The organism is Pseudomonas sp. S8 (assembly GCF_050473925.1).
Classification (GTDB): domain Bacteria; phylum Pseudomonadota; class Gammaproteobacteria; order Pseudomonadales; family Pseudomonadaceae; genus Aquipseudomonas; species Aquipseudomonas parakoreensis.
This window is the reverse complement of record NZ_JBFDVZ010000016.1, coordinates 3,903,567-3,923,651: the sequence shown is the minus strand read 5'-3', so window position 1 is coordinate 3,923,651 and position 20,085 is coordinate 3,903,567. Positions and strand designations below refer to the sequence as shown.

19 protein-coding genes and 1 pseudogene are annotated in these 20,085 nt (G+C 61.6%); 12 read left to right on the top strand and 8 right to left on the bottom strand.

What is annotated here, in order from left to right; genetic code table 11:
- Positions 1–24 precede the first annotated feature (24 nt).
- From hutH to AB1J88_RS18755, 12 genes are all read left to right on the top strand, one after another.
- Positions 25–1,557, top strand: a complete 1,533-nt coding sequence (gene hutH / locus AB1J88_RS18810; protein ID WP_086793939.1) for a histidine ammonia-lyase — start codon at positions 25–27, stop codon at positions 1,555–1,557.
- 89 nt (positions 1,558–1,646) lie between these two features.
- The gene (hutI, locus tag AB1J88_RS18805) at positions 1,647–2,852 is read left to right on the top strand and encodes an imidazolonepropionase (RefSeq protein WP_041071479.1); all 1,206 of its coding nucleotides are present in this window, start codon (positions 1,647–1,649) and stop codon (positions 2,850–2,852) included.
- Positions 2,853–2,862: 10 nt separating this feature from the next.
- Entirely contained in the window at positions 2,863–3,666 is an 804-nt protein-coding gene (gene hutG, locus AB1J88_RS18800) for an N-formylglutamate deformylase (protein ID WP_430291704.1), read from the top strand.
- 253 nt (positions 3,667–3,919) lie between these two features.
- The gene (locus tag AB1J88_RS18795) at positions 3,920–4,867 is read left to right on the top strand and encodes a choline ABC transporter substrate-binding protein (protein WP_222017133.1); all 948 of its coding nucleotides are present in this window, start codon (positions 3,920–3,922) and stop codon (positions 4,865–4,867) included.
- A complete protein-coding gene (locus AB1J88_RS18790; RefSeq protein ID WP_430291702.1) occupies positions 4,867–5,784 on the top strand; it encodes an alpha/beta hydrolase in 918 nt (305 codons plus the stop codon). The genes AB1J88_RS18795 and AB1J88_RS18790 overlap by 1 nt, the downstream gene beginning before the upstream one ends.
- A 104-nt stretch (positions 5,785–5,888) precedes the next feature.
- Positions 5,889–6,860 carry a prolyl aminopeptidase gene (gene pip, locus AB1J88_RS18785; RefSeq protein ID WP_003220824.1) on the top strand — a complete coding sequence of 324 codons (972 nt, stop codon included), beginning with the start codon at positions 5,889–5,891 and terminating at the stop codon, positions 6,858–6,860.
- Positions 6,857–7,294: a D-aminoacyl-tRNA deacylase gene (dtd, locus tag AB1J88_RS18780; protein WP_430291701.1), complete on the top strand. Its 438-nt coding sequence runs from the start codon at positions 6,857–6,859 to the stop codon at positions 7,292–7,294. Before pip ends, dtd begins: the two co-directional genes overlap by 4 nt.
- 307 nt (positions 7,295–7,601) lie before the next feature.
- Complete coding sequence (locus AB1J88_RS18775) at positions 7,602–9,386, top strand: glucan biosynthesis protein G (RefSeq protein WP_161794907.1); 1,785 nt, start codon at positions 7,602–7,604, stop codon at positions 9,384–9,386.
- A complete protein-coding gene (gene mdoH / locus AB1J88_RS18770) occupies positions 9,379–11,949 on the top strand; it encodes a glucans biosynthesis glucosyltransferase MdoH (protein ID WP_086793917.1) in 2,571 nt (856 codons plus the stop codon). Before AB1J88_RS18775 ends, mdoH begins: the two co-directional genes overlap by 8 nt.
- Positions 11,950–12,215: 266 nt before the next feature.
- A complete protein-coding gene (locus AB1J88_RS18765; RefSeq protein ID WP_041071500.1) occupies positions 12,216–13,013 on the top strand; it encodes a transporter substrate-binding domain-containing protein in 798 nt (265 codons plus the stop codon).
- A gap of 155 nt (positions 13,014–13,168) precedes the next feature.
- Positions 13,169–14,128, top strand: a complete 960-nt coding sequence (locus AB1J88_RS18760) for an amino acid ABC transporter permease (protein WP_041071503.1) — start codon at positions 13,169–13,171, stop codon at positions 14,126–14,128.
- Positions 14,121–14,855: an amino acid ABC transporter ATP-binding protein gene (locus AB1J88_RS18755; protein ID WP_041071506.1), complete on the top strand. Its 735-nt coding sequence runs from the start codon at positions 14,121–14,123 to the stop codon at positions 14,853–14,855. Before AB1J88_RS18760 ends, AB1J88_RS18755 begins: the two co-directional genes overlap by 8 nt.
- Positions 14,856–14,946: 91 nt before the next feature.
- Here AB1J88_RS18755 and AB1J88_RS18750 read toward each other — a convergent pair whose 3' ends face one another.
- The 8 genes and pseudogenes from AB1J88_RS18750 to hisI form a co-directional block, all read right to left on the bottom strand.
- Entirely contained in the window at positions 14,947–15,660 is a 714-nt protein-coding gene (locus AB1J88_RS18750) for a methyl-accepting chemotaxis protein (protein ID WP_414904472.1), read from the bottom strand.
- Between the two features lie 141 nt (positions 15,661–15,801).
- A pseudogene (locus AB1J88_RS18745) lies at positions 15,802–16,746 on the bottom strand (methyl-accepting chemotaxis protein); the annotation flags it as partial.
- A 318-nt stretch (positions 16,747–17,064) separates the two neighbouring features.
- Positions 17,065–17,772 (bottom strand): 16S rRNA (uracil(1498)-N(3))-methyltransferase, encoded by a 708-nt coding sequence (locus AB1J88_RS18740; RefSeq protein WP_430291699.1) that lies wholly within the window; start codon positions 17,770–17,772, stop codon positions 17,065–17,067.
- The gene (tatC, locus tag AB1J88_RS18735) at positions 17,769–18,560 is read right to left on the bottom strand and encodes a twin-arginine translocase subunit TatC (RefSeq protein WP_198760254.1); all 792 of its coding nucleotides are present in this window, start codon (positions 18,558–18,560) and stop codon (positions 17,769–17,771) included. Before tatC ends, AB1J88_RS18740 begins: the two co-directional genes overlap by 4 nt.
- Positions 18,557–19,021 (bottom strand): Sec-independent protein translocase protein TatB, encoded by a 465-nt coding sequence (gene tatB, locus AB1J88_RS18730; protein ID WP_430291698.1) that lies wholly within the window; start codon positions 19,019–19,021, stop codon positions 18,557–18,559. The genes tatC and tatB overlap by 4 nt, the downstream gene beginning before the upstream one ends.
- Positions 19,022–19,031: 10 nt before the next feature.
- Complete coding sequence (locus tag AB1J88_RS18725) at positions 19,032–19,313, bottom strand: twin-arginine translocase TatA/TatE family subunit (RefSeq protein ID WP_430291697.1); 282 nt, start codon at positions 19,311–19,313, stop codon at positions 19,032–19,034.
- 25 nt (positions 19,314–19,338) lie between these two features.
- A complete protein-coding gene (locus AB1J88_RS18720; RefSeq protein ID WP_003220849.1) occupies positions 19,339–19,671 on the bottom strand; it encodes a phosphoribosyl-ATP diphosphatase in 333 nt (110 codons plus the stop codon).
- Complete coding sequence (gene hisI, locus AB1J88_RS18715; protein ID WP_007909357.1) at positions 19,664–20,065, bottom strand: phosphoribosyl-AMP cyclohydrolase; 402 nt, start codon at positions 20,063–20,065, stop codon at positions 19,664–19,666. The genes AB1J88_RS18720 and hisI overlap by 8 nt, the downstream gene beginning before the upstream one ends.
- Positions 20,066–20,085: the final 20 nt, after the last annotated feature.

Sequence of the window (20,085 nt, the reverse complement as noted above, 5' to 3'; positions counted from 1 at the left end):
CAATGCCTAAACAGGAGCATTTAAATGACTGCGCTGAACCTGATTCCCGGCCAATTGAGCCTGGCCCAACTGCGTGACGTTTATCAGCAACCGGTCAAGCTGACCCTCGACCACAGCGCCTCCGCGCAGATCGAGGCCAGCGTTGCGTGTGTCGAGCAGATCCTCGCCGAGAATCGCACCGCCTACGGCATCAACACCGGTTTCGGCCTGCTGGCCTCGACCCGGATCGCCAGCGAAGACCTGGAAAACCTCCAGCGTTCGCTGGTGCTGTCGCATGCGGCCGGCGTCGGCCAGCCGATCAGCGATGAGCTGGTGCGGCTGATCATGGTGCTCAAGGTCAACAGCCTCAGCCGTGGTTTCTCCGGGATCCGCCGCGTGGTGATCGACGCGCTGATCGCGCTGATCAACGCCGAGGTGTATCCGCACATTCCGCTCAAAGGTTCGGTCGGCGCATCCGGTGACCTCGCGCCGCTGGCGCACATGTCGCTGGTGCTGCTGGGCGAAGGCAAGGCGCGTTACAAAGGCGAGTGGATGGAAGCCACCGAAGCGCTGAAAGTCGCCGGTCTGACCCCGCTGACGCTGGCGGCGAAAGAAGGTCTTGCGCTGCTCAACGGCACTCAGGTGTCCACTGCATTTGCCCTGCGCGGTCTTTTTGAAGGTGAAGACCTGTTTGCCGGTGCGCTGGCAATCGGCGGTCTGACGGTGGAAGCGGTGCTCGGTTCGCGCTCGCCGTTCGATGCACGTATTCACGCCGCTCGCGGTCAGAAAGGTCAGATTGATGCTGCAGCCGCGTATCGCGATCTGCTCGGTGAGCGCAGTGAAGTCTCCGACTCGCACCAGAACTGCGAGAAGGTTCAAGACCCGTACTCGCTGCGTTGCCAGCCACAGGTCATGGGCGCTTGCCTGACCCAGTTCCGTCAGGCCGCCGATGTGCTGGTGGTCGAAGCCAACGCCGTCTCCGACAACCCGTTGGTGTTCGCCGCTGAAGGCGATGTGATTTCCGGCGGTAACTTCCACGCCGAGCCGGTGGCCATGGCCGCCGACAACATGGCCCTGGCCATTGCTGAAATCGGCTCGCTGAGCGAACGCCGTATCTCGCTGATGATGGACAAGCACATGTCGCAACTGCCGCCGTTCCTGGTGGCCAATGGCGGCGTCAACTCGGGCTTCATGATCGCTCAGGTGACCGCCGCGGCACTGGCCAGCGAGAACAAGGCGCTGGCCCATCCGCATTCGGTCGACAGCCTGCCGACCTCGGCCAACCAGGAAGACCACGTGTCGATGGCCCCGGCCGCCGGCAAGCGCCTGTGGGAAATGGCCGAAAACACCCGCGGGATTCTCGCGGTGGAATGGCTGGCGGCGGTGCAGGGGCTGGACCTGCGCAATGGTCTGAAGACCTCGGCCAAGCTGGAACAGGCGCGGGCGATTCTGCGCCGCGAAGTGCCGTTCTATGAGAAGGATCGCTTCTTTGCGCCGGACATCAATGCGGCGACCGAGTTGTTGGCTTCGCGGTGTCTGACCGAGCTGGTTCCAGCCAGGCTGCTGCCGAGCCTGTAAGGCCCTCATCGCTGGCAAGCCAGCTCCCACAAATACCTGTGGGAGCTGGCTTGCCAGCGATACGATTTTGAACAAGACGAGGACTTGGGATGAAAACCCTCTGGCAACACTGCCACGTCGCAACCATGGCGCAAGGCGTCTACTCGATCATCGAGGATGCGGCCATCGTGACGTCCGGTGCGCACATCGAGTGGATCGGCCCGCGCAATCAATTGCCCTCTGGCGAATACCCGGCGGTCAACGACCTGCAAGGCGCGTGGGTCACCCCCGGCCTGATCGACTGTCATACTCACACGGTGTTCGGTGGCAACCGCAGCGGCGAATTCGAGAAACGCCTGCAAGGCGTCAGCTACGCCGAGATCGCGGCGCAGGGCGGCGGTATCGCCAGCACTGTGCGCGCCACCCGTGAAGCGAGCGAAGACGAGCTGTTCGCCAGCGCCGCCAAGCGTTTGAAAAGCCTGATGCGCGACGGCGTGACCACGGTCGAGATGAAGTCCGGCTACGGTCTGGATCTGGCCAGCGAACGCAAGATCCTGCGGGTCATTCGCCGGCTCGCCGCGCAACTGCCGATCAGCGTGCGCAGCACCTGTCTGGCCGCCCACGCCTTGCCGCCGGAGTACCAGGATCGCGCTGACGACTACATCGAGCACATCTGCGCCGAGATGCTTCCCGCTTTGGCCGCCGAAGGTCTGGTCGACGCCGTGGATGCGTTCTGCGAGTACCTGGCGTTCTCGCCGGAGCAGGTCGAGCGGGTATTCATCACCGCGCAAAAGCTTGGTCTGCCGGTAAAGCTGCATGCCGAACAATTGTCGTCGCTGCATGGCTCCAGCCTGGCCGCGCGCTATAAGGCGTTGTCCGCCGATCATCTGGAGTTCATGGATGAAGACGACGCCATCGCCATGGCCAAAGCCGACACCGTCGCCGTGCTGTTGCCGGGCGCGTTCTATTTCCTTCGCGAAACCCGGTTGCCACCGATGGACGCCCTGCGCAAGCACAAGGTCAAGATCGCCATCGCCAGTGACCTCAACCCCGGCACCTCGCCGGCGCTGTCGTTGCGCCTGATGCTGAACATGGCTTGCACCTGCTTCCGTATGACTCCGGAAGAAGCCTTGGCCGGTGCGACCATCCATGCCGCACAAGCGCTGGGCATGGCTGACACCCATGGCTCGCTTGAAGTCGGCAAGGTCGCGGACTTTGTCGCCTGGCAGATCGACCGCCCGGCGGACCTGGCCTATTGGCTCGGGGGCGATCTGGACAAACGCGTCGTGCGTCACGGCGTTGAATCAAGTCTGTAGGAGAGCGGTTGTGGATAAGGTTCTGAACTTCAAACAAGGTCGCGTGCCGCTGCTGATCAGCATGCCTCACGCTGGCGTACGTCTGACCCCGGCGGTCGAGGCCGGATTGATCCCGGACGCGAAAAGCCTGCCGGACACCGACTGGCACATTCCGCAGCTTTACGATTTTGCCGAGGCGTTGGGCGCCAGCACGTTGGCCGCCGAGTACTCGCGGTTTGTCATCGACCTGAACCGCCCGTCCGACGACAAACCGCTGTACGCCGGCGCCACCACCGGGCTGTACCCGGCGACGCTGTTCGATGGCATTCCGTTGTTCCGCGAAGGGCTCGAGCCCTCCAAAGCCGAGCGGGCGACCTATCTGGAACAGATCTGGACGCCCTATCACCGCACCCTGCAGCAAGAGCTGGCGCGGCTGAAGGCTGAATTCGGCTATGCGCTGCTGTTCGACGCGCACTCGATCCGCTCGGTCATCCCGCACCTGTTCGACGGCAAACTGCCGGACTTCAACCTCGGCACCTTCAACGGCGCCAGTTGCGATCCACAATTGGCGACGCAACTGGAAGCCATCTGCGCCCGTCACGATCATTACAGCCACGTGCTCAACGGACGCTTCAAGGGCGGCCACATCACCCGCCATTACGGCAACCCGGCCGAGCACATCCACGCCGTGCAACTGGAGCTGTGTCAGAGCACCTACATGGAAGAGTTCGAACCGTTCCGCTACCGCGCCGATCTGGCGGAGCCGACGCGGGTGGTGCTCAAGGCGTTGCTGCAGGGTTTGCTCGCCTGGGGCGAGAGCCACTACCCATCCTGAACACAGACCCACACCCCCTGTGAGAGCGAGCTTGCTCGCGAAAGCATCGTGTCAGTCGATTATGAGGTGACTGATTCACCGCATTCGCGAGCAAGCTCGCTCCCACGAGGGGGCGGTGGTCCGTCCGGGTCGCCGCTGTGCAAAACACAGTCGCCACCGTTCATCTTTCCCTCTCGTCGCCTGCGTAATGTTGCGGCCACGGTGCACCAGACACCGACCTGACAATAATCCGCTGCCGCACGAGAACCCCCGAATGAAAAAGCTCTTCACTCGTTGTGCGTTAATCCTCACTGGCAGCGCGCTGTTCAGCGCTGGCGTCATGGCCAATGACGACGCCTCCTGCAAAACCGTGCGCATGGGCGTGGTCAACTGGACCGACGTGATCGCCACCAGCGGCATGGCCGATGTGTTGCTCAATGGTCTCGGCTACGACAGCAAGCAGACCAGCGCGGTGCAGCAGATCATCTTTGCCGGCATTCGCGACAAGCGTCTGGACATCTTCCTCGGCTACTGGAAACCGGCAATGGACAACAACATTGCGCCCTTCCTCGCTGCCAACCAGGTCAAAGTCCTGGACAAGCCGAGTCTGGCGGATGCTCAGGCGACGCTGGCGGTGCCGGATTACGTGGCGGCGGCCGGGTTGAAAACCTTCGCCGACATCGCGAAGTTCAAGGATCAATTGGGCGGCAAGATCTACGGCATCGAGCCGGGTAGTGGGGCCAACACCACCATCAAGAGCATGATCGAGACCAACCACTTCGGTCTGAAGGATTTCAAGATCATCGAGTCCGGTGAGGCAGGCATGCTCGCCGCTGTGCAACGCGCGGTGAATCGCAAGGAGTTTGTGGTGTTCGTCGGCTGGACCCCGCACCCGATGAACATCAACATGAAGATCACCTACCTGACCGGCAGCGAAGACGTCTACGGCCCCAACGAAGGCGCCGCCACCGTGTCCACCGTGACCGCGCCGGATTACGCCGAACGCTGCCCGAACGTCCATCGCCTGCTGCAAAACCTGACATTCACTGCCGCCCAGGAAAGCCAGCTGATGGTACCGATCATGGCACGCAAGACGCCGCAGGACGTGGCAAAGAACTGGCTGCGTGAACACCCCGAGGATCTGCAGCGCTGGCTGGCCGGGGTCAGCAGTTTCGATGGCAAGGATGGCGTGGGCGCGGTTCAGGCCAGTCTGAAAAACTGATGAGCCATTATCCGCTGACGCCGGCCATGGCGGCCTTCGTTACCCGAACTGAAAGTTTCGTCAGTGATGACAGCAGTCTCGCAGGACTGCGCCAGGCCTATGACGCCATGTGTCGGGTCTTCACCCCTGAACGGCCCGCAGGGCTGGAGGTCGTCGACTTCCAGTTGAGCGGCGTACCGGTGCGCTCCTATCGGCCGCCGCTCAAGCCACCGGCCAGCGGCTGGCCTTGCGTGTTGTACTTGCATGGTGGTGGTTGGGTCGTCGGTGGGCTCGACTCGCACGACTTCATCTGTTTCGAACTGGCCATGGCGCTGGGTGCGATGGTGGTGGCGGTGGATTATCGGCTGGCGCCAGAACATCCATACCCGGCGGGGTTCGAGGATTGCCTGAGTGTCTGGCGCGCGTTGCGCAGCGGGCCGTTCTGGTTTGACCCGCAGAAACTGCTGGTAGCCGGCGACAGCGCCGGTGGCAATCTCGCCGCCGCGTTGTGCCTGGCGTTGCGCGATGCCGGCGAGGCGATGCCGGCGGCTCAAGTGCTGATCTATCCCGGCCTTGGCGGTGACGACCGGTTGCCGTCACGCAGCGAATGCGCCGATGCACCGTTGCTCGGCAGCCATGATGTGCACAGCTATCACGCGTTATACCTGCGCGGCAGCCCTCGGCCGGAGGCTTATGCCATGCCGCTGCTCGCTGACGATTTCAGTGGATTGCCGCCAGCCTGGATCGCCGTGGCGCAATTCGATCCGCTGCGCGACGACGGCGTGCGCTACGCCGAACGACTGGCCAGCGCCGGCACAGACGCTTCGCTCTATTACGGCGAAGGGCTGGTGCACGGTTGTTTGCGTGCGCGAGGTCAGGTCGCCGAGGTCGACCGGCTCTACGAAAACCTGTTGAGGTTCATGGCTGACAAATTGTGACTGCGTGCGGGCATGCTCATTGATGTAAATCGGGTTTATGATGCCGGACGGCAGAATAATAGAAGTCCCCCCAGGGATGACCTCGACCCCTTACGGAGCACGCAATGCAGACATTGTTTCCGCAGATCAAACCCCATGCCCGGCACGATCTGGCTGTCGATGACACCCACACGCTGTACGTCGACGAAAGCGGTTCTCCGGAAGGCTTGCCGGTGGTGTTCATCCACGGTGGTCCAGGCGCCGGTTGCGACGCGCAGAGCCGTCGCTATTTCGACCCGAACCTGTATCGCATTGTCACCTTCGACCAGCGCGGCTGCGGACGCTCCACCCCCCACGCCAGCCTGGAAAACAACACCACCTGGGATCTGGTCGCCGACCTCGAGCGTATCCGCAAGCACTTGGGCATCGACAAATGGGTGCTGTTTGGCGGTTCGTGGGGCTCGACCCTGGCGCTGGCCTACGCACAAACCCATCCGGAGCGTGTTCACGGTCTGATCCTGCGTGGGATCTTTCTCTGCCGTCCGCAGGAAATCGAGTGGTTCTATCAGGCCGGTGCCAGCCGTCTGTTTCCCGATTACTGGCAGGACTACATCGCGCCGATCCCGCTGGACGAGCGCGACGATCTGCTCAGCGCTTTCCACAAGCGCCTGGTCGGTAACGATCAGATCGCCCAGATGCACGCGGCCAAGGCCTGGTCGACATGGGAAGGGCGCACCGCGACCCTGCGGCCGAACCCGCTGGTGGTCGACCGTTTCTCCGAGCCGCAGCGCGCCCTGTCGATCGCGCGGATCGAATGCCACTACTTCACCAACAATGCGTTCCTCGAGCCGAACCAACTGATCCGCGACATGGGCAAGATCGCTCATCTGCCGGGGGTGATCATTCACGGTCGCTACGACGTGATCTGCCCGCTGGACAACGCCTGGGAATTGCATCAGGCCTGGCCGAACAGCGAGCTGCAGGTGATTCGCGATGCTGGCCACGCCGCCTCCGAGCCAGGCATTACCGACGCGCTGGTGCGTGCCGCGAGCAACATGGCCCGCCGCCTGCTCGACCTGCCGCCAGAAGAAGCATGAAAGGGCTTCTGCAGCGCGTGCGCGGTGCGCGGGTCGAAGTCGCGGGAGAAATAGTCGGCGCGGTGGATCAGGGTTTGCTGGTGCTGGTGGCGGTCGAACCCGACGACACCCGTGCCAGTGCCGACAAACTTCTGCATAAGCTGCTTAACTATCGGGTATTCAGTGACGCCGAGGGCAAGATGAATCTGTCCCTGGCGGATGTGGGCGGCGGGTTGCTGCTGGTCTCTCAGTTCACCTTGGCTGCCGACACCAAGAGCGGGTTGCGTCCGAGTTTCTCGACCGCGGCCCCTCCGGCATTGGGCGAGGAATTGTTCGACTATCTATTCGGCAAAGCGAAACAGATGCATGGCACTGTGGCATCAGGTAGATTCGGCGCGGATATGCAGGTGCACCTGGTCAACGATGGCCCGGTCACCTTCCTGTTACAGACATGAAAGCGCTTGAAACATCTTTTCAAGGGCTTTTCGACTGAAAACAGGCGTTTTTCGCGATAAATACTTTGTTACCCCTGATGCGTTGTCACGCGGGCTACTAGATAATCGCGCGCTATGGGGATCAGCGTTCGTTGGTCCATTTTTGACTTAGGTAGAGACTTGTCTGGATCCGATTGGGGAATCATTTTGCCCCAGCGGAGTCGGAACAATGCTCGCCAACCTGGCATATAGATAGCTGGCCGTTGGTTTTTTGATCTGTTTTCGGCGAGGGTTGCTCGTGATTGTTAGTCCCTGTAATGCAGCAAAAATGTCTGCCAAACGCATGCGAAGTGCCCTGGTAGCGGGTTCGGCGCTCCTGTGCCTGCTCAGCGCCGGCCAGCTTTGGGCGTTCAATCTTGACGATGTATCAGCCAAGGCTAAAGAGCTCGCCGGGCAGAAGTTCGAAGCCCCGCGCAGCAACCTGCCGAACGAATTCCGCGACATGAAATTCGCGGACTATCAGAAAATCCGCTTCCTCACCGAAAAGGCTGAGTGGGCCGATCAGAAGACCCCGTTCAAGCTGTCCTTCTATCACCAGGGCATGCACTTCGATACGCCGGTGAAAATCAACGAAATCACGGCGAACACCGTCGAAGAGATCAAATACGATCCGACCCGCTTCGATTTCGGCGACCTCAAGTTCGATCCGAAGGCCACCGAGCAGCTGGGCTACGCCGGTTTCCGTGTGCTGTACCCGATCAACAAGGCCGACAAACAAGACGAAATCATGACCATGCTTGGCGCGAGTTACTTCCGCGTCGTCGGCAAGGGTCACACCTACGGTCTGTCGGCCCGTGGTCTGGCGATCGACACCGCGCTGCCGTCGGGCGAAGAGTTTCCGCGTTTCCGCGAGTTCTGGATTCAGCAGCCGAAGCCGGGCGACAAGCATCTGGTGATCTTCGCCCTGCTTGATTCGCCGCGCGCCACCGGTGCCTATCGGCTGATCCTGCGTCCGGGCAGCGACACCATTGTCGACGTCAAGGCGCAGATGTTCCTGCGTGACAAGGTCGGCAAACTGGGCATCGCGCCGTTGACCAGCATGTTCCTGTTCGGCGCCAACCAGCCGTCGAAAGTCCTCAACTACCGTCGTGAGCTGCACGACTCCAGCGGTCTGTCGATCCATGCCGGCAACGGCGAGTGGATCTGGCGTCCGCTGAACAACCCGAAACACCTGGCCGTGAGCAACTTCAGCGTCGAGAACCCGCGTGGTTTCGGTCTGCTGCAGCGTGGCCGCGACTTCAGCCACTACGAAGACCTCGACGACCGCTACGACAAGCGCCCAAGCGCCTGGATCGAGCCGAAGGGCGAGTGGGGCAAGGGCACCGTTGATCTGGTAGAGATTCCGACCGCCGACGAAACCAACGACAACATCGTTGCGTTCTGGAGCCCGGAAACCATGCCGGAGCCGGGCAAGCCGCTGGACTTCGCCTACCGCCTGCACTGGACCATGGACGAAGCGGCGATTCACGCCCCCGACAGCGCCTGGGTCAAGCAGACCCTGCGTTCGACCGGTGACGTCAAGCAGTCGAACCTGATCCGTCAGCCGGACGGCAGCGTTGCCTACCTGGTCGACTTCGAAGGTCCATCGCTGGCAGCCCTGGCGCCGGATGCCGACGTACGCAGTCAGGTCAGCGTTGGCGATAACGCCGAGCTGGTCGAGAACAGCGTGCGCTACAACCCGGAAACCAAGGGCTGGCGCCTGACCCTGCGGATGAAGATCAAGGACGCGAGCAAGTCCACCGAGATGCGTGCTGCCCTGGTCCAGCCAGTGGTCACCGCTGATCTGGCCAAATCTTCGGTACCGGCGTCGAATTCGTCGGTGGCCAAGGCTGACAAGATCGCCGCCAAGCAACAAGAGAAGGAAGACAAGGAAGCCAAGGCCGCTGAAGCCAAACAGGCCGACGCCAAGCCCGCCGCAGATGCCAAGGACAAGGCCAACAAAGACGCCAAGCAGCCAGCGGCTGCGAACGCGGCCCCAGCCACACCGGAATCGGCACCGACTGAAGAAGTCCTGACCGAGACCTGGAGCTATCAGTTGCCTGCCGATGAGTAACTCTCAAGTACAGCCAGAAACTCTGTCGGAGTATCTGGCGCATCTGCCGATGACCGACGAGCAGCGCGCGGAACTCGCGGGCTGCCAGTCTTTCAGCGAACTGCACCAGCGCCTGTCGTCGCCAACGTTCGACGCCCCTGCCGAAGCCGCCCAGGCTTCGGTGGGCAAGCGCCTGACCCTGAGCACCGCCGAGGAACTGGAAGAGGCGGAAATGCTGGTGCTCGACGCCAGCGGCCGGGTCGCCATGAAGGCGACGCCGCCCATTCACCGGACCAAAGTCGTGCCGGAACCCTGGCGCACCAATATTCTGGTGCGTGGCTGGCGCCGTCTGACCGGTCGCACCAACCCGCCGCAGCCGCCAAAAGATGCGAATGTGTTGCCGGCCGCGCGCTGGCGCACCGTCGGTTCGATCCGTCGCTACATTCTGTTGCTGCTGATGCTCGGTCAGACCATCGTCGCCGGCTGGTACATGAAAGGCATCATGCCGTACCAGGGCTGGTCGTTTGTCGATCTTGAAGAGGTCCTGCACCAGCCGCTGCTGCAAACCGCCACGCAAGTGCTGCCGTATGCGCTGCAAACCAGCATCCTGATTCTGTTCGGGATTCTGTTCTGCTGGGTGTCGGCCGGCTTCTGGACGGCGCTGATGGGCTTCCTTGAGTTGCTCACCGGTCACGACAAATACCGTATCTCCGGCAAAAGCGCTGGCAACGAGCCGATTCCGAAGGACGCCCGTACTGCGCTGGTGATGCCGATCTGCAACGAAGACGTGCCCCGGGTATTCGCCGGTCTGCGCGCCACCTTCGAATCGGTCGCGGCCACCGGTGATCTGGATCGCTTCGACTTCTTCGTCCTCAGCGACAGTAACGACACCGATATCTGCGTCGCCGAGCAACAGGCCTGGCTGGACGTCTGCCGCGAAGCCAAGGGCTTCGGCAAGATATTCTATCGCCGCCGTCGCCGTCGTGTGAAACGCAAGAGCGGCAACCTCGACGACTTCTGCCGTCGTTGGGGCGGTGACTACAAGTACATGGTCGTGCTCGACGCCGACTCGGTGATGAGCGGCGAGTGTCTGACCAGTCTGGTACGCCTGATGGAAGCCACGCCGGACGCCGGGATCATCCAGACCGCGCCACGGGCGTCGGGCATGGACACGCTGTATGCGCGCATGCAGCAGTTCGCCACCCGCGTGTACGGTCCGCTGTTTACCGCCGGTCTGCACTTCTGGCAGTTGGGTGAATCCCACTACTGGGGTCACAACGCGATCATCCGCATGAAGCCGTTCATCGACCACTGCGCCCTGGCGCCGTTGCCGGGCAAAGGTGCGTTCTCCGGGGCGATCCTGTCTCACGACTTCGTTGAAGCCGCGCTGATGCGTCGTGCCGGTTGGGGCGTGTGGATTGCCTACGATCTGCCGGGCAGCTACGAAGAACTGCCGCCAAACCTGCTCGACGAGCTCAAGCGTGACCGTCGCTGGTGCCACGGCAACCTGATGAACTTCCGCCTGTTCCTGGTCAAGGGCATGCACCCGGTGCACCGTGCGGTGTTCCTGACTGGCGTGATGTCGTACCTGTCGGCGCCGTTGTGGTTCTTCTTCCTGGTGCTGTCGACCGCGCTGCTGGCGGTGAACACGCTGATGGAGCCGCAGTACTTCCTTGAACCGCGTCAGCTTTATCCGCTGTGGCCGCAATGGCACCCGGACAAGGCGATCGCGCTGTTCTCGACGACCATTGTGCTGCTGTTCCTGCCGAAACTGCTGAGCATCATCCTGATCTGGGCCAAGGGCGCGAAAGAGTTCGGTGGCAAGTTCAAGGTGACCCTGTCGATGCTGCTGGAGATGCTGTTCTCCATGCTGCTGGCACCGGTGCGGATGATTTTCCACACCCGTTTCGTCCTGGCCGCGTTCCTCGGCTGGGCCGCGACCTGGAACTCGCCGCAGCGTGACGACGACTCCACGCCATGGAGCGAGGCGGTCAAGCGCCACGGTCCGCAGACCTTGCTGGGTTTCTGCTGGGCGCTGCTGGTGATCTGGCTGAACCCGAGCTTCCTGTGGTGGCTGGTGCCGATCGTCGGTTCGCTGATGCTGTCGATTCCGGTGTCGGTGATTTCCAGTCGTGTCGGTCTGGGCCTCAAGTCCCGTGACGAGAGCCTGTTCCTCATCCCCGAGGAATACAATCCGCCACAGGCGCTGCTGGCGACCGATCAGTACACCCACGAAAACCGTTGGCACGCGCTGAACGACGGCTTTATTCGTGCGGTGGTCGATCCACAGCAGAACGCCTTGGCGTGTTCGCTGGCGACGGCCCGTCACGGTCAGGCCGAGCCGATCGAGTGGCTGCGTCAGGAACGTGTGCGTCACGCGATCAAGGTCGGTCCGGCCGGGCTGAACAACCATGATCGCCTGCAACTGCTGAGCGATCCGGTGGCGCTGGCGCGTCTGCACGAGCTGGTCTGGTCCGAAGATCACAAGGAATGGCTGGATGCCTGGCGTGCTTCGGTGAAAGCCGATCCGCATGCGCCGCTGCTGCCGTTGCGACCGCTGAGCATGCAGGCTCAACCGGCCTAAGAAAAAGCCCCGCCAATGCGGGGCTTTTTTTTAAAAGATCGCAGCCTTCGGCAGCTCCTGCAGGGTTATGTACATACCTGTAGGAGCTGCCGAAGGCTGCGATCTTTTGCTTTTAAAACCCTCCCTGCAACAACAAATCCCCGCAAAAAACCTTGTGCAAACGGACGAGTGCGTTAGCATCCGTCCCCGAATTGGCGCACCCGGGCATTTTTGCCCATCACGGCTGTTTTTCGCGCCGCACATGCAATGGTTTTGGGGACTTGAAGATGAAGAAGTATCTGTCGATGCTGCTGGTCGGCGTCACGGCACTGGTTGCAGTCAATGCGGCGCACGCCGGTGCAATCGATGACGCGGTCAAGCGCGGCACGTTGAAAGTCGGTATGGATCCGACCTACATGCCGTTCGAAATGACCAACAAGCGCGGCGAGATCATCGGCTTCGAAGTCGACATCCTCAAAGCCATGTCCAAGGCCATGGGCGTCAAGCTGGAGCTGGTGTCCACCGGTTACGACGGGATCATTCCGGCGCTGATGACCGACAAGTTCGATATGATCGGCAGCGGCATGACCCTGACTCAGGAACGTAACCTGCGCCTGAACTTCAGCGAACCGTTCATTGTGGTCGGCCAGACCCTGCTGATCCGCAAGGAGCTGGAAGGCACCATCAAGTCCTATAAAGACCTGAACACCGCCGACTACCGCATCACCTCCAAGCTCGGCACCACCGGTGAGATGGTCGCCAAGAAGCTGATCGCCAAAGCCAAGTACCACGGCTACGACAACGAGCAGGAAGCCGTGCTCGACGTGGTCAACGGCAAGGCCGACGCGTTCATCTACGACGCGCCGTACAACGTGGTCGCGGTGAACAAGGTCGGCGCCGGCAAACTGGTGTTCCTCGACAAGCCGTTCACCTACGAGCCGCTGGCCTTCGGTCTGAAGAAGGGTGATTACGACAGCCTCAACTTCATCAATAACTTCCTGCACCAGATCCACGAAGACGGCACTTACGATCGCATCCATGACAAGTGGTTCAAGAGCACCGAGTGGCTCAAGGACATGGAATAACGCTTGATCAGTTGGATCGAGTCGCCCCATTCGCGAGCAAGCTCGCTCCCACAGTGTTTTAGGTGAACACAAATTTTGTGTCCGCCACTGAACTTGTGGGAGCGAGCTTGCTCGCGAAGAGTGCCGCCCAGGCAACACAAATTCCGGAACCTGCAATGAAACAGAAAAAAGCCCAATGGCCCTGGCACGTCCTGACCGTGCTGGTGCTGGTCGGCCTGGCGGGCGCGTTGTATTACGCCACGTCGCTGATGTCCTACGAATGGCGCTGGAACCGCGTGCCGCAGTACTTCGCCTATCAGGCCGAAGAGTCCCAGCGCGCTAGCGACATCTCCACCGTCACCGAACTGGTGCGCAAGGGCGGCAGTGCGCAAGTCACTTTGCGCAACGACGCCGGGGATGAACAGCACCTGACCGTCGACGAGAACAGCCTGCAATTCGCTCAGGGCGACGATGTGGCGGAAGGCGACGTTGTGGGCGTGACCCGGCATTGGGCGGCAGGGCCGCTGCTGTGGGGCCTTTGGACCACGCTGTGGCTGTCGGTGGTGTCGGGTGTGCTCGGTCTGCTGATCGGTCTGGTCACCGGGCTGTGCCGCTTGTCGAGCAACCCGACCCTGCGCGACCTGTCGAGCATCTACGTCGAGCTGGTGCGCGGTACGCCGCTGCTGGTGCAGATCTTCATTTTCTACTTCTTCATCGGCACGGTGATGAACCTGTCCCGGGAGTTCGCCGGGATCGCCGCGCTGTCGCTGTTTACCGGCGCCTACGTCGCGGAGATCATCCGCTCCGGTGTGCAGTCGATTGCCCGTGGCCAGAACGAAGCGGCTCGCTCGCTGGGTCTGAGCGCCGGCCAGTCGATGCGCCATGTGGTGCTGCCGCAAGCGTTCAAACGCGTACTGCCGCCGCTGGCCGGGCAGTTCATCAGTCTGGTCAAGGACACCTCGCTGGTGTCGGTGATTGCGATTACCGAGCTGCTGAAAAGTGGTCGTGAAGTCATCACCACCTCGTTCTCGCCGTTCGAAATCCTGTTCTGCGTTGCCGGCCTGTACCTGTTGATCAACCTGCCGCTGTCGAAAATCGCCAGCCGGCTTGAGCGGAGGCTCGCGCAAAGTGATTGAAGTCCGCGATCTGGTAAAAGTCTTCGACACCCGTGGTCAGGTAGTGCGGGCGGTGGATAACGTCACCACCACGGTGGCCAAGGGCGAAGTGCTGGTGGTGATCGGCCCGTCCGGCTCCGGCAAATCGACCTTCCTGCGCTGCCTCAATGGCCTGGAAGCGTTCGACTCGGGTTCGGTGAGCATCGACGGCCTGCAACTGGCCGACCCGAAAACCGACGTCAACGCCTACCGCCGCGAAGTCGGCATGGTCTTCCAGCATTTCAACCTGTTCCCGCACATGACCGTGCTGGAAAACCTCTGCCTGGCGCAGAAGGTCGTGCGCAAGCGCGGGCAGAAGGAAAGTGAGGCCAAGGCCTTGGCGTTGCTGGAGAAGGTCGGTATCGCGCAAAAAGCTCGCGAATACCCGTCACGTCTGTCCGGCGGTCAGCAGCAGCGCGTAGCGATTGCCCGGGCGCTGGCGATGGACCCGAAAGTGATGCTGTTCGACGAGCCGACGTCGGCCCTCGACCCGGAAATGGTCGGTGAAGTGCTGGATGTGATGAAGAACCTGGCCGTGGAAGGCATGACCATGGTCTGCGTCACGCACGAAATGGGCTTCGCCCGGGAAGTGGCGGATCGGGTGCTGTTCTTCGATCACGGCAAATTGCTGGAAGATGCGTCCCCGGCGGAGTTCTTCGATGCGCCGAAGGATCCGCGGGCGCAGGCTTTCCTGCGTCAGGTCCTGTAAAGCAAAAAAGATCGCAGCCTTCGGCAGCTCCTACAGAGTCATGTGTACACCTGTAGGAGCTGCCGAAGGCTGCGATCTTTTGCTGTGACGGTTAGACCTTGAACCGCCCCACCAGCATCTGCAGATGAGTCCCCAAGCGTGCCAGCTCAACGCTGGAAGCCGCCGTCTCTTCACTCGCCGCCGACGTCTGATCCGACACATCCCGCACATTCAGCACACTGCGGTTGATCTCTTCAGCCACGGCGCTCTGCTGCTCGGCTGCCGCTGCAATCTGCTGGTTCATCGCCTGAATCGCCGAGACGGTACGGGTGATGCTTTCCAGCGAGCCACCGGCGCGGCGGGTCAGTTCGACGCTGCTGTCGGTCAGGCTGCGGCTGTTGTCCATGATTGTCGCCACTTGCTGGGTGCCGGTCTGCAGGCCGACGATCAGCTCTTCGATCTCTTCGGTGGACTTCTGCGTGCGCTGGGCGAGGCTGCGCACTTCATCGGCGACCACCGCAAAGCCACGCCCGGCTTCACCGGCACGCGCCGCCTCGATGGCAGCGTTGAGCGCCAGCAGGTTGGTTTGCTGGGCCACCGACTTGATCACGTCGAGCACGCTGCCGATCTTGTCGCTCTCGCGCTTGAGTTCGCCCATAGCCTCGGTGGAGTGGCCAACCTCGGCCGCGAGGCGCTCGATCTGCGCGATGGCTTCACCCACCACCTTGTCGCCTTCGCGGGCCTGCTGGTCAGCAGCGACGGCTGCTTCCGAAGCTTCCTCGGCGTTGCGCGCGACTTCCTGCACTGTGGCAGCCATTTCGTTCATGGCGGTGGCGACTTGGTCGGTCTCGACTTTCTGATTGTTGACCCCGGCGCTGGTCTGCTCGGTGACGGCAGACAATTCTTCGGCGGCACTGGCGATCTGCGTGACGCCGTCGCTGATGCCGCCGATCAGCTCGCGCAGACCTTGGGTCATGCTCTGCATCGAACGCTGCAACTGGCCGAGTTCGTCGCGACGCTGCGACACCAGGTTGTGGGTCAAGTCGCCGGCAGCCACACGCTCGGCGACTTTCAGGGTCTGGTTCAGCGGAATGATGATCTGCCGGGTGATCGCCCATGCAGCCAGCAAACCGAAGGCCACGGCCAGCAGGGTGGCGATGATCAGCATGTTCTTGGCGTGTGCGGCATCGGTATCGCGCACCACGGTTTGCGATTCGGTGAGTTTCTTGCTGAGGTCGAGGAGGATGTCGCCCTGAGCTGTCATGGTTGCCCCGGCCTTGGCATTGTTCACCTGCGAGTCGCGGAACTGGGCGACCGCCGCGCGATAAGCCTTGATCGAGTCGGTGGCCTGTTGCAGGTTGGCGATGTGCTGTTCGGGCAGTTTCGCCGGCAGGCTGTCGAGGTTTTTCAGTGCATTGTCGATGGCGTCCAGCGCTGGCTGCTCCGCCTCGGCCTTGCCGCTGTAGGTGTAGCCGCGCACCTGATAGCGCGCTTGCTGCAACAGTTTGCTCAGTTCGATCACGCTGTTGAATTGCGCGACGCTGTCACCCTGCAGCATGGATTTCTCGACTTCCGAGACTTTGGCCACGGCATTGTCGGCACTGGCGCCAAGCTTGCTGCGCGCGTCCTCACGCTGCACGGTGGCCTGTGTCATGTCGGCGAAGGCGCGTTTGTACTCGGCGACAGCGGCCAGTTGCTGATCGACCATGGCCGCATCTGAGGGCTGCTCGATCAGGCCGCGCGCGGTTTGCAAGCCGCTGGCGAGTTTGGCCAGCAACTCGTTGACCGCGCCCGGGCCTTGTTCGCCACGACGCGCTTCATAGTCCAGACGCGCCAGGCGCAGGTCCTTGGTCAGTTCATTGAGGCTGGAGATGAAGCCGAGCTTGTCGCCACGGCTGATAATGCCGCCCATGCCGGTCCAACCGGTAAAGGTAATCAGCAGGGTGAGCAACAGCACCAGGCCGAAACCGATGCCCAGTTTGCGTTTGACGCTGACGTTCCCAAGATTCTCGGCTAACCAACGGTACATGCGACGACTCCCCTCGGACCACTAATTGGACTTATGGGAACTGTATCGGCTGGGTGATGGCAATCTGTAACCCGATTTGAATGCCAACCCGGTTTCTGTAGGAGCTGACGAGTGCAACGAGGCTGCGATCTTTTGATCTTGCTGTTAAAAAACAAGATCAAAAGATCGCAGCCTGCGGCAGCTCCTACAGGGAGAGGTGTGTCAGAACAGGCGGGCGAGGAGGGCGGTGACGGCGGTTTCGACGCGCAGGATGCGCTCGCCCAGTTGCACCGGTTGCAGGCCAGACTTGGCAAGCAAGTCGATCTCGTAAGGAATCCAGCCACCTTCGGGGCCGATCGCCAGCGTTACCGGTTCGCTCAACGCGCGCGGGCACGGCGGATAATTGCCGGGATGGCCGACCAGGCCGAGGGTGCCTTCGGTTATCGCAGGCAGTCGATCTTCGACGAACGGCTTGAAGCGCTTCTCGATGATGATGTCCGGCAGCACGGTATCGCGGGCCTGTTCGAGGCCGAGGATCAAATTCTCGCGAATCGCTTCCGGCTCCAGAAACGGCGTCTGCCAGAAGCTCTTCTCGACGCGATAGCTGTTGACCAGAATCACCTTCGCCACGCCCATGGTCGCCACGGTCTGGAACACCCGGCGCAGCATTTTCGGCCTTGGCAGGGCCAGTACCAGCGTCAGCGGCAGCTTGGCCGGTGGCGGTTGATCGAGGCTGACGCGCAACTCGGCTTCGCCAGCCTCAAGGCGCAACAGTTCAGCTGAACCCATCAGCCCATTGATGCGCCCGACACGCAGGCTGTCGCCGACTTCGGATCGGTGGACCTCCTGCATATGCGTCAGACGCCGGTCACGCAGCACGACGCGGTCAGCCGCGATGAAGTCGGCCTCTTCGAGCAACAGCAGGTTCATGCCTGGGTCGCTGGCGGCTGGTCGTTGTGATCGTCAGCCGGCGTTTCGTCCGGGCGTTCGCGTTTGCTGACCAGGTTGCCAAACAGAATGCCGATTTCAAACAGCATCCACATCGGCACGGCCAGCAGGGTCTGCGAGAAGATGTCCGGCGGCGTGAGAATCATGCCGACCACGAAGCAGCCGATGATCACGTACGGACGGATCTTCTTCAGGTATTTGACGTCGACCACGCCGATCCACACCAGCAGCACCACGGCCACCGGGATTTCGAACGCGACGCCAAAGGCGAAGAACAGCGTCATCACGAAGTCGAGGTAGCTGGTGATGTCGGTCATCATTTCCACGCCGGCCGGGGTGGCCGCGGCGAAGAACTTGAAGATCAGCGGGAACACGAAGTAATAGGCGAACGCCATGCCGGTGTAGAACAGCAGGATGCTCGACACCAGCAGCGGCACGGCGACGCGCTTCTCATGCTTGTACAGGCCCGGCGCGATGAAACCCCAGATCTGGTGCAGGATCACCGGAATCGCGAGGAACAGCGAGACCATCATCGTCAGCTTCAGCGGCGTGAGGAACGGTGACGACACATCCGTGGCGATCATCGTCGCGCCGACCGGCAGGTACTGGCGCAGCGGCGTCGAGACGAAGGTGTAGATCTGCTGGGTGAACGCGAACAACCCGGCGAAGATGATGAACACCGCCGCCACACAACGCAGCAGGCGGGTGCGCAACTCGGTGAGGTGCGATACCAGCGGCATGTGCTGGTCGTTTTCAGGGAGATCGCTCATGGGGCTCGCGGCGGCAAAGTGGTGTCGTGAGGCGCAGGTGTGATCGGCGCGGCGGTTGGAGATACGTGTTCAACCGAGGTTTCTGTAGCAGCCTGCACGGGGGCTGGCGGCGCTGCAGCGGCGGCAGGTGCAGGTGTCGGAGCTGTTACAGCTGGCGCGGCTGGCGCATGAATCGTCTGCTCACCCACATGCTCAACCGGCGTAGGCTCCTGCTGAACCGGCGTGAAAATCTTCCGCGCCTCCTGCTCCAGCGACAGAATGTGTTCGTTGTGCAGTTGCCGACGGATCTCGTCGGCACCGATTTCACGTTCAACTTCCTGTTTGATCGCGTTGAAGCTGCGCTTCAGCCGCCCGACCCACAGGCCGGCGGTGCGCGCAGCGCCCGGCAGACGCTCGGGGCCCAGCACCAGCAGGGCGACGAGGCCGACGAGCAGCAGTTCAGAGAAGCTGATACCAAACATTAGTCAGTGCTCACACGTCTTTGCGGATCGGCTCTTCGACTTTCTGCGCCTGCACGTCGATGGTGTGCGGCGGGTTGGCCTGAGCGGTGGCTTGCGGCTGCACCGGTGGTACCGGCTGCGCAGGCGGTACGGTCGGATCGGCGGCCGGTTTTTCGTCATCGTTCATGGCTTTACGGAAGCCCTTGATCGACTCGCCGACGTCGGTGCCGAGGTTTTTCAGTTTCTTGGTGCCGAACACCAGCACCACGACTACCAGAATGACGATCCAGTGTTTCCAGTCAAAAATGCCCATGTTGCTGTTCCTCTCTAAAAATTGTTCAGGCGGACGGACGCGAGGCTTTCTCGACGTGTCCGGAAAGACCGAAGCGGCGATCCAGTTCATCCAGCACGGCCTGCGGATGCTGCCCCAACTGGGCGAGCATGACCATGCTGTGGAACCACAGGTCGGCAGTCTCGTAGATCACATCGCTGCAGTCACCGCTGATGGCGGCGTCCTTGGCGGCAATAATGGTTTCGACCGACTCTTCGCCGACTTTCTCCAGAATCTTGTTCAGGCCCTTGTGATACAGACTAGCTACATATGAGCTGTCGGCCGCTGCGCCTTTGCGCTCTTCAAGCACCTGAGCGAGGCGGGTCAGGGTGTCACTCATGTTTGTGTCCTGCGGAGTAGATTGCATGCGGGTCTTTCAGAACCGGGTCGACCGTTTTCCAGTCGCCGTTTTCGAAGACGCGGTAAAAGCAGCTTTGACGGCCGGTATGGCAAGCGATGTCGCCAATCTGTTCGACCATCAGGATGATCACGTCGGCATCACAGTCCAGGCGCATTTCATGCAGGGTCTGTACGTGGCCGGACTCTTCGCCCTTGCGCCACAGCTTGCCACGGGAACGTGACCAGTAGATTGCACGGTTTTCCGCAGCGGTCAGTTCCAGCGCTTCGCGGTTCATCCAGGCCATCATCAGCACGCGTCCGGTCTTGTGATCCTGGGCAATCGCCGGCACCAGGCCATCGGCGTCCCACTTGATCTCGTCCAGCCAGTTTTTCATCTTCGACTCCGACAGCGAAC